Genomic DNA, 12,657 nt, shown 5'->3' on the forward strand with positions numbered 1-12,657 from the left:
GTTAGGAGATTAGACTATGGCATCTCGTTCTAATAATTTTGCACTTTATATCCTAATGTTTAATATGTTTATTACAATGTCCGGTATTGGTCTAATTATCCCGATTATGCCCGAGTATTTGGGTACATTTGGAGTTGCTGGGCAAGCTCTAGGATTTTTAATTGCCTTTTTTTCTTTATCGCAATTTATTTTTTCTCCAATCGCAGGCGATTTATCAGACAAACACGGAAGAAAAAATTTAATCATTGTTGGACTACTTATTTTCGGACTTTCTCAATTAGCATTTGTTTTATCACCCTATTTATGGATGTTATTTGTAGCAAGATTCATCTCAGGAATCGGTGCAGCCTTTTTAGTGCCTCCAATGATGGCCTTTGTTGCTGATATTACAACACTAGAAGAACGCGGCAGAGGGATGGGACTTCTCGGGGCTTCAATGTCATTGGGCTTTATGATTGGCCCTGCAATTGGTGGATTTCTTTCCACAATCAGTTTAGAATTTCCATTTTACTTTGCAACTGGCGCAGCGATAACGGCCGCTATTATTTCCTATTTCGCATTGCCTAACCCTGTCCCACGAGTTGCTGAACAACCGGGTACAAAAAACAAGCGAGAAAATCTATTTCAACAACTAAAACGGTCTACGAAGACTTCCTACTTCGTCATGTTTATCGTTATGTTTGTCTTTTCCTTTGGACTTGCTAATTTTCAGGCGACTATTTCCCTCTATGTTGACCATAAATATGCTTATACGCCTTCTCAAATTGCTGTCATTATTACAGTCGGTGGATTTGTTGGTGTAATCGCACAAACTTTTATGATTAACCCGTTATTTAAAAGGTTTGGCGAGATGCGAATCGTTCATGTTAACCTCGTCATCGCAGCATTGGCAATGCTTGGGATTTTATTTGTAAATACCTTTACAACAATTTTGCTAGTCTCATCAATCTTCTTCACTGCAACCGCCCTACTACGTCCAGCAGTCAATACGCTCGTTTCTAAATTAGCTGGTTCTGAACAAGGGTTTGCAGCCGGAATGATTACAGCGTATATGAGTTTAGGGAATATGATTGGCCCTGCACTTGCCGGTATCTTATTTGATATAAATATTAGTTACCCTTATATTATCGGTACTTTTATTTTACTCATTTGCTTTATTATTGCCCTATCATGGTCAAAACGAAGTGCAGAACTTCTTCAGGAAGTGGAAGAGTAGAAAGTTCGTTAATGCTCCCTATAACTAATCATAAAAACCGTTACTCGAATTTGAGTAACGGTTTTTATGATTTACGTTCGATTAGTTTCATTAAACGCTTCCATCTCCTGAATCTTCCCTGCATACGTTTGGACAATTTCTGTGAAAGCCGCAACTTGTTTTAACTCAAAGCTTGATTCATATCCAATTAACCACGTATCTCGTGTGAGTTCAAATTCTTCATCACTATTTAATAATGGAATTTTATTTACCTTTTCATCACCTAACAATGTAATCGAAGGTAAAATGGCATAGCCTATTCCATTTATCGCAAGCTGTTTGCAAGTTTCGATTTGGTCCACAGTAATTTGGCGTGAAGGTTCCATAGCAAAATGTCGTTGCCACCAATGTTGAATTTCTTGATGATAATTGGAGTCACTTTTAAATTGAATAAATGGTCTGTTTGTTTCTTTTAATTGTTCAAGTGCAGTGATCTCCCTATCGACTAAATAGAGTTGGTCTCGAAATAGATGTTGTTTTGTATTTTTCCAATCTGTTCTTCCGCGTACAATTCCTATATGTGCTTCTCGGTCATTTAACGCTTTGACAATTTCAGAACTCCATCCTGTAATGAGTGATATTTGTACATTGGGATAACGCTCAACAAATTCTTTTAAAATTTGTGGTAACCAAGTTTGACCAACAATGGAGGCACAAGCAATTTTTAATGTTCCATGTACTTTATCAACCAAGGAGGATATCATTTCAAAAACTTCTTCTCGTTTGACAATCGCGTCTTTCGCATATTCAATGACCAATTCTCCCGCTGGCGTAGGTTCTAATCCTTTTTGTGACCGAATAAACAGACGTGTGCCCCATTCTTTCTCAATCGATTGTAGTCGCTGCGACAAAGCAGGTTGCGTTAAAAATAACCGCTCCGCCGCTTTACGCATATTTCCTTCCTCAGCAAGTGCTTTTATCATTTCAAACTCATTCATCGGCTTTTACTAGTTCCTTTCCGCGTGGTATACGTAATATTAGTAAAGTACTTATGATCGCAAATAACACAACCCCAATGTAAACCCACTGTATAGATAAATTCAGTGCATCTTGTAGTAACTGTACGTCAGCACTTGAAATTGAATGTCGTGATTCACTTGTTAATAGTAAATTGACGTCATCTAATCCAAAGCTCGACCCGTTTTTCTGAAAATGTTTCATTAATGAATAATTTAATATCGCTCCGAAAAATGCTGCGCCGACTGTGTTTCCGAAGTTTCGCATAAACATATTTGCAGCCGTCGCGGATCCACGTTGATTGTGATGAACCGCGCCTTGTATCGTCACGACAAATGCTGTACTCGTCAGTCCCATGCCTACACCAACAAAGAAACTCGCAATTGCCGCCCATATCGGACCTAAAGAAGGGTTCATCAATGCAAATAAAACAGCGCCTATAATAAGGGAAAGCCCTCCACAAAAAGATACAGTAAATGTTCCATATCGAACTAATAGATGTCCAGCGACTGATGATGCAATTGGCCACCCGATGGACATCGCCGTCAGCGTAAACCCAGCAACGATCGCAGGCTGTTCCATCACGCCTGTGACAAACGTTGGCAAGTAGGTTGATATTGCAATTAAGATGAAGCCCGTCGTAAATGAAACAAGATTGGCATATAATATGACAGGGTTTTTCCAAATTGAAAAAGGCATCATTGGATTTTCAGCTTTCTGTTCTACTCGAACGAATAATAGGAGCAACCCAACTCCTGTAAGGATTAGAAACAGACTTAAAAGAGATGTTCTTGTGAAGGATTGTCCACCTTCTGTAAGCCAATATAATATTAGCGACAAGGAGGATGTTAATAATATTGCACCCTTATAGTCAATGGATACTTTCTTTTCCCTTGTAGGTTCTTGAAGAAATAAACCAATTCCAATCATCGCTAAAATTCCAAGTGGGACATTAACCCAAAAGACATACTCCCAACTTAAATAATAAACGATTCCACCGCCGATTGCAGGACCTAATACTGCTGAAATCCCCCATACGCTCGATAAATATCCTTGAATTTTCGCTCTTTCTTCAGTTGTATAAATATCACCTATGATCGTCGTTGCGATTGGCATGACAGCCCCAGCACCGAGCCCTTGTAATAGTCTAAATATAATTAATTGCTCCATAGAAGTCGCTAGTCCACATAAAATAGAGCCAATTAAAAATAGTAACATCCCTATAAACAGAATAGGTTTTCTGCCAAACATATCCGCAAGCTTTCCATAAATAAGCACCGTCACTGTACTCATAAGTAAATAGGCAGAAAATATCCAACTATATCTTGAGAACCCACCTAATTCCGAGGCAATGACTGGCATCGCTGTCGTTACAATTGTCGCTTCTACCGCACTTACAAACATGGCGAGCATGACAGATAGTAGCACGAGTGGACGATTCGTTTTTTTATGTTTTCTCAAATTCAGACCCTCCATTTTACAACAAACAAAAAGACTCCATGACGGAGCCTTACTAATTTTCATTTTACTTCAATATACATGCTAATATTGTACATTGTATATATACTTTTTAAATTGTTTTAAAATAACTCTTCTCGTCAAAATTCCAGAAAAGGTACCATCTTCTTCAACTACACAAACGAATGGATGATCGATTAAGTAATCAAGTCCTCTTTGAAAAGTATCTGTCGTTTTTAGCGTATGAATTTCCGTACGCATAATTTCATCGACTTTTAAATCAGGTAATCGTTCATATTCGATATGAGCTAACCCCAAAATGGAATCGGTCACGGTACGCATACTGAGTAAACCTTTCAATCGATCTCCTGCATCTAGTACAGGTATCGATGAGTAACCAGTCTTTGTTAATACGAGGAGTGCATGTTCTGCGTTGTTACCGACCTGAACATGTGCCACTTTTTCAGCGGGAATGATGTATTCTACAATTGGTGTAAACAAAAAATCTTTATGCTTGATAGAAATCATGGAATCTGCCCCTTTTAATTCAATGCTATACAGTTTTCCAAACCCTCCTCATCTATCATAGCACAATCATGAGGTGGAAACCTATAATATAAAGTGAACTAAACCATTTTTTCTTTTAATTTGATTCAGTGTGTAGCATAAACCTAGTGGTAGCTATAGAAATCCCCGACTATAAAATGCCTATACGATGTATATCAAAAATTACAGCATACATAAAAAAACCTCTTTCAAGTGAAAGAGGTCGCGGCTGCATAATAAGTTATGACAATCGCTATAAAAAGGCTTGCAATGAGTATGACCCAAATCACTGGATTTAATGTAAATGGATGTTCCTCGACAACTTCAGGAATTTCATCCCGACCCACCGCAAGTGAACTTAACTTAGAGGATTTACGTATGGCAGCAACCGTAATCCATATCATAAGGGCAGTTACAATAATGAAAGGCATTATCCAAATTGCGATATCCATCCCTCCTTATTGGATAGGATGCGCCTTTAAATTGGACTTATGCATTTCTCCGAGCCTTTTGAATAAGAATTTTTTGGAGTGATCGTCCCCGTCTACAGCAACAAATTGCCCGATGAGAATAGAAGTTCTACAACTACCAAAGGCTGGTTAAATTAATTAGCGTTCCTTAGAACACATTCATGATTAAGTTCATTTTGTAAAATATTTTTCATTTATTTCATCTACAGGAATTGCTTTACTGTATAAAAAACCTTGTGCTTTTTGACAGTTGGCGTTAAGTAATATTGCAGCTTGTAAATCTTTTTCAACACCTTCAGCGATAACGTCCATACCGAGATTATGTGCAAGATTAATGATTGTTAATGCAATTGCTTTATTTTTCTCATCTGATTCAATATCTTGTATGAAAGAACGGTCTATTTTAATTGTATCAATTGGATATTGTTTCAAATAACTTAATGATGAGTATCCCGTACCGAAATCATCGATAGAAATTGATACACCAATCTTTTTTAACTCATTCAATGTTTCTAATGTATCTTCCATATTTGCTAATGCATTTTCTGTGATTTCAACTTCTAAAGAAGATGGGGAAATTCCATATTCTTTAATTTTCTGCTTCACTTTCATTGAAAAGTCTTCCATTTTAAGTTCATTAGGAGATATATTTACCGCGATTCTAACTTTTCGATAACGCTTATCTTGCCATTCTTTTAATTGCCGGCAAACATTATCCAAGACCCATTCTCCAACGCTATGAATGATACCTGATTTTTCTGCAAGTGGAATAAATTGTCCCGGAGAAACGAAACCAAACTTTTTATTATTCCACCGTAATAATGCTTCAAAGCTACTGATTTGCCCAGTTCTTAAATCAATTTGTGGCTGATAATAAACTTTTAACTCATTTAATTCAATCGCCCTTCTTAAATGAGATTCCATCACCACTTCATTTAGATATAATGAATCCATGTCTGTTTCATAGAAGCGAAAATGTGCTCTTCCTTCACCTTTAACGTACGACAATGCTTGTTCAGATTTACGGATAAGTTCTCCTAAGGTATTCCCATCTTTCGGGTACATGGAAATTCCGATAGACACAGAAATAAAGTATTCCTGATGTTTATAATAAAACGGCTTATCAAACTCATGTAGTAATTTTTCAGCTAATTTCTTTGTATTCTCGACCGTAGTTTTTCGTATTAGGATAATGAATTCATCTCCACCGTTACGGTACAGTTGACTGTTTTCTGGACAAATGCTTTTCAATCGTTCACCAATGCGTTTTAATATTTCATCCCCACCGATTTGTCCAATTGAATCATTGATTAATTTGAATCGATCGAGGTCTAAATGGATAAACGCTAATTTTTCAAGATGTGTTCCTATTTCAAAATTCTCACGCAAAGCTTTTCGATTCCACAAACCTGTTAATTGGTCATGGTAAGATAAAAAGAGGAGCTTTTTATGATTATAATGGTGTACAGAGAAATCTCGAATAATCAAATGAATTTCAGTTACAATCCCCTCTACAACAACAGGTAATACTTTCATATGTGTAGGTATATGGCTGCCATTTTTATGAATAAAATAAATATCTTCCATTTCAGTAGAGGTACCGGTGAATCCACAGGCGAGTGTTTCCTTTAATTGCTCTATTTGACTCTTTTCAATTATACTCAGTAATGAACTGCCCTCTAGTTCATTACGATGATAACCAAAAGCCTTTCGTACCGAAACATTTGCTTTCACTATATTTAATTTTTCATTGATAGAAATAATGGGATCCAAGTTATCGTCAATGACAGATGTATATTTATGTTCAAATTCAGTTCGTACTTGTCTCTCTTCATGTAAATCCTGAAGTATGCGTAGTTCAACAATAAATAATTCACGCTGACAATCCGTTACTTTTTTTTGCAAATAAATCCCTAGTAGAACATCTTGTCCATTCTGGCACCACTCAACTTGTTTTTTATGTACATCACTTCTTTGGATTAGCCGAATTTCACTTTTTATTACTGAGCTGAAATCTCCAAAGAAATCATCAACACTCACCTTATCTTCACATAAAAAATACTTTCTCAAGCTTTGATTTGCATAACGGACATTAAAAAGGTCCCCATCTTCCTTTTCTACTATAGCCATCATTGTAAAGGGATGAGCTTCGACATATTGTTTTATAAAAACATCAAAACTCTGTTCGGGATTATTGCTTCTCATAGTTTCCTCCTACGTCTATCGTTACTTCGATTCTTCTCTATGTTGTCTGATATTATTCAACTATGATTCGGCCATTCTTTATTAGAAATAATACTTAAGTATGTAAGTAGGAATAAAAAAATCTGCCTTGACTCAAGACCGTAATAATCCATATAAGTCAAAATTCTTGTATAGCTACAAGTCATGTTGATATGATGGATTATAGGTAAGTACAATCTATCCGTTTGTAATCACTAAGGAGGTCTAACGTGAATCGTCATACTAAAGTAAGACAACTAGCAATTGCTGTGTACACCGTGAATCGGCATGCTAAAACAGCACCAAACAATAAAGAATTATATGATTTAAAAAAGATGGCTCTTGAAAAACTATTACGCACTGGTGACGCAAAAAAATTAGGTTTACATTTCGTAGAAAACCCGAAATTTAGCAAACAGCATTCAACTACATTAGTTCAGTGTCTCGACTTCCTCTTCCATATGGTTCCAGATAAAGAAGATTTTAAAATACTTCCCCATCTTGGCCATCAAAATCACTCTTCACGCAATCCACAAGAACGCATGAGTCTACGTGTAGCAAAAGAATTATTATACAATTTCATCGACATGAAACCCATATCAAAACAAAGAACACCGAAACAAAGAACGTATAAAAAAATAGCTAACTCGAAAGGCTTTCGTTCATCTTATTTAGACGGCTAATCAGTTAGTCTCAGCTAGGACTTACTGCGACCTATTCGCTTTATAAGTCCTAGCTTTTTTCTTTATAAAAGCATTATTCATAAAACCTACCTTGAATCATCTCTTCAAAATCCACAAGTAAAATCATTTCGTTGCTTCGTTTAATCACGCCAGAAACAGGGAGTTCATCTGCAACGTATAAATCATTCGCAGATTCAATGTCCAGCTCATTGATTCGATCAATTTGCATCACATCACTTACTTCCAATGCAGCTGTCATTTGACCAAATTCAACGACAATATATTTATTATCCATCTCATTTTCTAATTCAGCTTGACCAACTATTGACTTTAAGTCAATTAAGGGAAGTACATCACCGCGTAATTGTATAATCCCCTTAACAAAATTGGGTGCATGAGGAATAACTGTAACTGGTAGTGGCTCAATAATCTCTCTCACTTGGGATATTCGAATGCCAAAATGATTCGCTCCAACTCGAAACTCTACGAACTCAAATATATTTTGTCCCGCCACTTCTTTTTCAGATAGGTTCATTAGGTCCATTCCTTTCAAATGACTTTAACCGTTTCATCATGTTCTATCCATTATTATCGGTTATAATTCATAATCATTTAGTTAGGATGAATAATTTTCATACAATACTTGCGTACCTTTTTCTCCATAACCTTTGGCTACCAACTCATTATACATACTACGAGCAAGTTTTAAGCCTGGTAACTCAAGTTCCATCAGCTCAGCTTCTGCTAGTGCAATATCCATATCCTTTAAAAAGTGTTTGACATAAAATCCAGGCTCAAAATTCCCTTCTAACATGCGTGGCGCTAAGTTCGATAAGGACCAGGATCCTGCAGCGCCCGAAGCAATCGAGGATAAAACCGTTCGAGGGTCAAGACCTGCTTTTTCTGCATATATAATTGCCTCGCAAACGCCAATCATATTCGTAGCAATCGCAATCTGGTTCGCCATTTTAGTATGTTGACCTGCGCCTGCATTTCCTTGATATACAATATCTTTACCAAAGACTTGTAAGATAGGTTGAATTTCTTCAAAAACAGCCTTGTCTCCTCCACACATAATCGATAAGACACCATTTTGTGCACCGATATCTCCGCCTGAAACTGGTGCATCAATAGATGACATTTGCATTTCTGTTGCCCGATTCGCAATCTTTTTTGCTAATTCGGGGCTTGATGTCGTCATATCGACAACTATCTGGCCTGGCTTTCCAACTTCAAATATTCCATTCTCACCAAAATAAATACTCTCAACATCCGCTGGATAGCCTGCCATTGTAAAGATTACCTCTGCAGCTTCTACAGCTTGACTCGGCGTATCAGTCCATACAGCCCCTTCTTCTAACAAAGATTTAGCTTTTGACTTTGTTCTTGAATAAATGGTGACGTTGTAATTGGCTTTTAATAAATGTCGAACAATGCTACTACCCATAACACCTGTACCTATAAATGCAATATGTTTAACCACCATGATTCCCCCCATGCTTTTACTCTCTTTTCTGTATATTCTACCAGAAAAGATAATTTTTGTATCGTACATAAACATAAACACTAAACAAAAAAAGAGGACGAACTTTAAAAGTTCGTCCTTAAAAGGGGGAAATGAGAATGTTGCTGTGTTCAATATTAATGTCCCCCATTTTCCTAAAGCTTAAACATCTTTTTTAAAATATTTTATTTTTATTTTATCATATGCATTTTTTAATTCATTTTCTTCTTCAGTTGTTAGTTGTTACCGTTTAAGCAATATATTTGACGAGTCTGATACCTACAGTCCTTTTCTCCTTACCTTATAGTTAATTCGCACATCGCTCCATGCAACGGTGCTTTATCGTTTTCTAACTCATTTAGTAGTACATCCAGTCTTCTACTTAGATTTATCGTTTCTTGTGAAGAGAAACCTTTCTTTTTTACAGTTCTTATCATTGTCTCACGTAACTGTTCGATTTCATCCATTAGATTATGTTTCATACGAACCCCTCCATGGGTAAAATGAGGTACTTATTATTCCAACAAAATGAAAAGAAACTCCTTTGATTCCAATAAGTCTAAAAGCTCTGTTAATATCGTACCGATTTTAATACTTTTACGCAATGGTTGTTTTCGATTAGAATAGTTGTAGAATGAAACTTAAAGAAGTTTTATTCGTCTACTATACTGAAGGAGGAATTTATATGATTAAGAAACCGTATTTACTTTCAACTTTACTAATTGCAATGCTCATTTTAGCAGCTTGTGGTAAAACAACAAGTGATGACAATGGAACAGATGTTGAAAACGACACAGGACAAGCACCGAATGAGGAAGTAGAAAATAATGAAGATAACGAAGATAACGATGTCATTCAAGATGAAGATGATTCCGTTGGAGCCGTGGACGATGAAGAGGCCTCTGAAAATGAACCAAACGTAGAAGAGGACGGCAAAAATGAAGAACCGCAATCAAATGACTTTTTAACGAATGCAGAGCAAGTAGATAGCGATGCACAAGATTTTTCGATGTATATATTACCTGAATATACACTAACGAGCGAGGAACCGGGGAGAGATTCTCTATACTTAACTGAAGATGGTAAAATCTTTATGAGAATTGAAACATTACCTGCTGACGAAGAAACGTATACGTATTTAAAAGAAAATACAATCGCAACACTTGAAGCAAGTAGTAATGAGAATACGCCAACTGAATTAACACAAGAAAACTCCTTACCACAAGGCGATAATATTGAAAATGCCGTTGGATACACAGTGACTACTGAAGAAGGTATCGTGACAGGCATTGTATTCGAACGTGATGGTTTGCTTGTTCGTCTAACAATTTTCGATACACAAGAAGCTAACTATTTCTCTGATTTCTTAAAAATGGGTGAAACGGTCGTAAAAAAATAAAGAATATCTGTTTTTTTAAGTGAAAGACAAAAAGACTGTAGATTTCCTTCTACAGTCTTTTATTTTACTGAAAATAAAGATGTCAAGATTGCACCCTTTTCAACAAAAAACGCAGGCACTTTGTAATGTGTGCCCACGCTTTATTTTGATAAGTCTTTGACTGACAACCCAAGTTTTTTTACCAGTTGAATCGCTGCTTCTTGTTCTTCAACATTTAGGCCAGCCATTAACTCTTCTATTTTTTGGGCATGTTCAGGAAAGATGGATTCTACCAACGTTACCCCTTTTTCCGTAATCGATATATAGGTGACCCGCTTATCCTCTTCGCAAAAAATCCGTTGTAAAAATCCCTTCTCTTCCAATCTATTTACAACATAGGTCATCGAACCACTACGCAGTAAAATCTTTTGTCCAATTTTTTGGATTGGTTGTTGACCTCTATGATGAAGAAGTTCAAGAACTCCAAACTCTGTCGGATTCAGCCCATACCGCTCGATTAACTTATGAGATTCTTCTAAAATTACTTTACTCGCCCTTGAAAGCACGATAAATAACTTGAGCGCACGCTCTCTATCCTTCGTCATTTTTTCACCTTCTATATATCCGTAAATATGTCCTTCATTAGTATATCGGATAGAGAACATCCTTGTCAAAATCGCTCATTGTTTCTTTTACTTTGTAACAAATTTCTTTTTTTCTTCTTCCGTGATTGTCTTATCTTTTTCAGCAATTGGAAACGAAAGGATGAATTTCGTCCCTTTCCCCAATTCACTCGTAACTGAAATGGTTCCACCTTGATCTTCTACTGTCTTTAAAACGAAAGGCAATCCTAGTCCTGTACCAGAAGAACGTGTCGTAAAATAAGGCATGAAAATTTGTTTCAAATGATTTTCATCGATGCCCTTTCCCGTATCTTCTATCACAATATTAATTTTATTTTGTCCGGATTTTTTAGTGTAAATGGATAAAGTGCCACCTGGTTGCATAGCTTCTAATCCATTTTTCAATAAATTTAGTAAAACTTGTTTTAACTTACCTTCCTCAGCGAAGAGAGAAGGTTCTCCCTCGAATTCAAAATCTTGAACAATCATAATACTTTCCAATGTTGCTTTCGGATAAATGACACGGATAATATCAGAAAGAAGCGTGTGCACTGAAATGATTTCTTTTTCAAAAGAGGATGGTTTCGATAAAAATAGCATTTCACTTAATATTAATTCCATTCTTTGAATTTCATCATCAATGACATTTAAATACTTTAATGTTTCATCATTTGCGGTAGCTTTTAATAATTGTGTAAATCCTTTGAGTGTTGTAATCGGATTTCGAATTTCATGGGCGATACTTGCAGCAAGTTGGCCGACTTCTAATAATGACCCTTTATGTGCCAATTGTTGCTTGAGCATTGTCTTTTCGGTAAAATCAGTTATTTTCGTTAAGATTAGATTGGTCTCGTCATCTTTAAAAGATGCGATTTTATAATATCGGATATGTTCAGAAGGATGAATATATTGCTGTATCGTTTCGATATGTCCTTCTTCTGCTATTTGTTGCTTAAACTTCTCTATTTTCAGTGTTTTTTCCGAGAATAATTCTAGTACATGATCGATTGTTTTCCCAATAAAATATTCATGTGAAATATCAAAGAGTTCAATGGATAATTCATTCATATCTTTTATAATTCCCTCTTGATCGCTGATAATAAATAAACTATCAGACTGTATAAATGCACTTCCCCAATGAATATCCAGTCTTTTTTTATTGATTAAAGATAAATCGAAAAGCATAATAACTTTGCTAGCCGTTTCATCATAAAGAACACTTACCTTCACACAACATTGGTCTTTATGCAATTTCATTTGTATTTCAACTGTCATTCTTTTTTTATCGCTTATTTGTTTTAACATGTCGTTCATTGTTAGTAAAGATTGTTCTGCAATCACATCTCTGATATTACTTTGTTGACCGATTCCAAAGCTCTCTATAAATCGATGATTCGCCTTATAAATAGTACCGCTTAAATCGACAACCGCTAACGGTTTATTTACATCTTTTAAAAGAAATTGAATATCTTCGTTTAATTGTGTTTTTTCTAGTGTCAACTTTAAACCTCCTACTCCCTTTTTCAACAATATGAGGAATATTGATAAATCATGCGGAAA

At 36.0% G+C, this 12,657-nt stretch carries 13 protein-coding genes; 3 read left to right on the top strand and 10 right to left on the bottom strand.

What is annotated here, in order from left to right; translation table 11 throughout:
• Positions 1–16 precede the first annotated feature (16 nt).
• A complete protein-coding gene (locus BI350_RS13265) occupies positions 17–1,216 on the top strand; it encodes an MFS transporter (RefSeq protein WP_075528570.1) in 1,200 nt (399 codons plus the stop codon).
• Positions 1,217–1,287: 71 nt separating this feature from the next.
• Here the strand turns inward: BI350_RS13265 and BI350_RS13270 are convergent, their stop codons facing one another.
• From BI350_RS13270 to BI350_RS13290, 5 genes are all read right to left on the bottom strand, one after another.
• Positions 1,288–2,193 (bottom strand): transcriptional regulator CcpC, encoded by a 906-nt coding sequence (locus tag BI350_RS13270; protein ID WP_075528571.1) that lies wholly within the window; start codon positions 2,191–2,193, stop codon positions 1,288–1,290.
• Complete coding sequence (locus tag BI350_RS13275) at positions 2,186–3,688, bottom strand: MDR family MFS transporter (RefSeq protein ID WP_075528572.1); 1,503 nt, start codon at positions 3,686–3,688, stop codon at positions 2,186–2,188. Before BI350_RS13275 ends, BI350_RS13270 begins: the two co-directional genes overlap by 8 nt.
• Positions 3,689–3,754: 66 nt before the next feature.
• Positions 3,755–4,198 (bottom strand): cyclic-di-AMP-binding protein CbpB, encoded by a 444-nt coding sequence (gene cbpB, locus BI350_RS13280; protein ID WP_075528573.1) that lies wholly within the window; start codon positions 4,196–4,198, stop codon positions 3,755–3,757.
• A gap of 227 nt (positions 4,199–4,425) precedes the next feature.
• A complete protein-coding gene (locus BI350_RS13285; RefSeq protein WP_075528574.1) occupies positions 4,426–4,668 on the bottom strand; it encodes a hypothetical protein in 243 nt (80 codons plus the stop codon).
• A 189-nt stretch (positions 4,669–4,857) separates the two neighbouring features.
• Positions 4,858–6,891, bottom strand: a complete 2,034-nt coding sequence (locus tag BI350_RS13290) for an EAL domain-containing protein (RefSeq protein WP_082295078.1) — start codon at positions 6,889–6,891, stop codon at positions 4,858–4,860.
• A gap of 248 nt (positions 6,892–7,139) precedes the next feature.
• On the opposite strand from BI350_RS13290, the gene BI350_RS13295 reads away from it, so the two are divergent.
• Positions 7,140–7,592: a YkyB family protein gene (locus tag BI350_RS13295; protein WP_075528575.1), complete on the top strand. Its 453-nt coding sequence runs from the start codon at positions 7,140–7,142 to the stop codon at positions 7,590–7,592.
• 73 nt (positions 7,593–7,665) lie between these two features.
• On the opposite strand, the gene BI350_RS13300 is transcribed toward BI350_RS13295, so the two are convergent.
• From BI350_RS13300 to BI350_RS13310, 3 genes are all read right to left on the bottom strand, one after another.
• The gene (locus tag BI350_RS13300; RefSeq protein WP_075528576.1) at positions 7,666–8,127 is read right to left on the bottom strand and encodes a chemotaxis protein CheW; all 462 of its coding nucleotides are present in this window, start codon (positions 8,125–8,127) and stop codon (positions 7,666–7,668) included.
• 81 nt (positions 8,128–8,208) lie between these two features.
• Positions 8,209–9,078: an NAD(P)-dependent oxidoreductase gene (locus tag BI350_RS13305; RefSeq protein WP_075529382.1), complete on the bottom strand. Its 870-nt coding sequence runs from the start codon at positions 9,076–9,078 to the stop codon at positions 8,209–8,211.
• A 314-nt stretch (positions 9,079–9,392) separates the two neighbouring features.
• On the bottom strand, positions 9,393–9,578 hold the full coding sequence (locus tag BI350_RS13310; RefSeq protein ID WP_075528577.1) for an aspartyl-phosphate phosphatase Spo0E family protein: 186 nt from the start codon (positions 9,576–9,578) through the stop codon (positions 9,393–9,395).
• A 203-nt stretch (positions 9,579–9,781) separates the two neighbouring features.
• On the opposite strand from BI350_RS13310, the gene BI350_RS13315 reads away from it, so the two are divergent.
• Positions 9,782–10,495 carry a hypothetical protein gene (locus BI350_RS13315; RefSeq protein ID WP_075528578.1) on the top strand — a complete coding sequence of 238 codons (714 nt, stop codon included), beginning with the start codon at positions 9,782–9,784 and terminating at the stop codon, positions 10,493–10,495.
• 140 nt (positions 10,496–10,635) lie between these two features.
• On the opposite strand, the gene BI350_RS13320 is transcribed toward BI350_RS13315, so the two are convergent.
• Positions 10,636–11,079 carry a MarR family winged helix-turn-helix transcriptional regulator gene (locus BI350_RS13320; RefSeq protein WP_075528579.1) on the bottom strand — a complete coding sequence of 148 codons (444 nt, stop codon included), beginning with the start codon at positions 11,077–11,079 and terminating at the stop codon, positions 10,636–10,638.
• A gap of 87 nt (positions 11,080–11,166) precedes the next feature.
• Positions 11,167–12,597, bottom strand: coding sequence for a PAS domain-containing sensor histidine kinase (locus BI350_RS13325; protein WP_075528580.1), 1,431 nt, complete (start codon positions 12,595–12,597; stop codon positions 11,167–11,169).
• Positions 12,598–12,657: the final 60 nt, after the last annotated feature.

Source organism: Sporosarcina ureilytica, from assembly GCF_001753205.1.
GTDB lineage: Bacteria > Bacillota > Bacilli > Bacillales_A > Planococcaceae > Sporosarcina > Sporosarcina ureilytica.

What these genes read in the sequence shown, in the direction of transcription:
- BI350_RS13320 (WP_075528579.1), bottom strand. Translation starts at nt 11,079, where the DNA reads ATGACGAAGGATAGAGAGCGTGCGCTCAAGTTATTTATCGTGCTTTCA.
- cbpB (WP_075528573.1), bottom strand. Translation starts at nt 4,198, where the DNA reads ATGATTTCTATCAAGCATAAAGATTTTTTGTTTACACCAATTGTAGAA.
- BI350_RS13285 (WP_075528574.1), bottom strand. Translation starts at nt 4,668, where the DNA reads ATGGATATCGCAATTTGGATAATGCCTTTCATTATTGTAACTGCCCTT.
- BI350_RS13300 (WP_075528576.1), bottom strand. Translation starts at nt 8,127, where the DNA reads ATGAACCTATCTGAAAAAGAAGTGGCGGGACAAAATATATTTGAGTTC.
- BI350_RS13305 (WP_075529382.1), bottom strand. Translation starts at nt 9,078, where the DNA reads ATGGTGGTTAAACATATTGCATTTATAGGTACAGGTGTTATGGGTAGT.
- BI350_RS13265 (WP_075528570.1), top strand. Translation starts at nt 17, where the DNA reads ATGGCATCTCGTTCTAATAATTTTGCACTTTATATCCTAATGTTTAAT.
- BI350_RS13310 (WP_075528577.1), bottom strand. Translation starts at nt 9,578, where the DNA reads ATGAAACATAATCTAATGGATGAAATCGAACAGTTACGTGAGACAATG.
- BI350_RS13290 (WP_082295078.1), bottom strand. Translation starts at nt 6,891, where the DNA reads ATGAGAAGCAATAATCCCGAACAGAGTTTTGATGTTTTTATAAAACAA.
- BI350_RS13275 (WP_075528572.1), bottom strand. Translation starts at nt 3,688, where the DNA reads ATGGAGGGTCTGAATTTGAGAAAACATAAAAAAACGAATCGTCCACTC.
- BI350_RS13315 (WP_075528578.1), top strand. Translation starts at nt 9,782, where the DNA reads ATGATTAAGAAACCGTATTTACTTTCAACTTTACTAATTGCAATGCTC.
- BI350_RS13270 (WP_075528571.1), bottom strand. Translation starts at nt 2,193, where the DNA reads ATGAATGAGTTTGAAATGATAAAAGCACTTGCTGAGGAAGGAAATATG.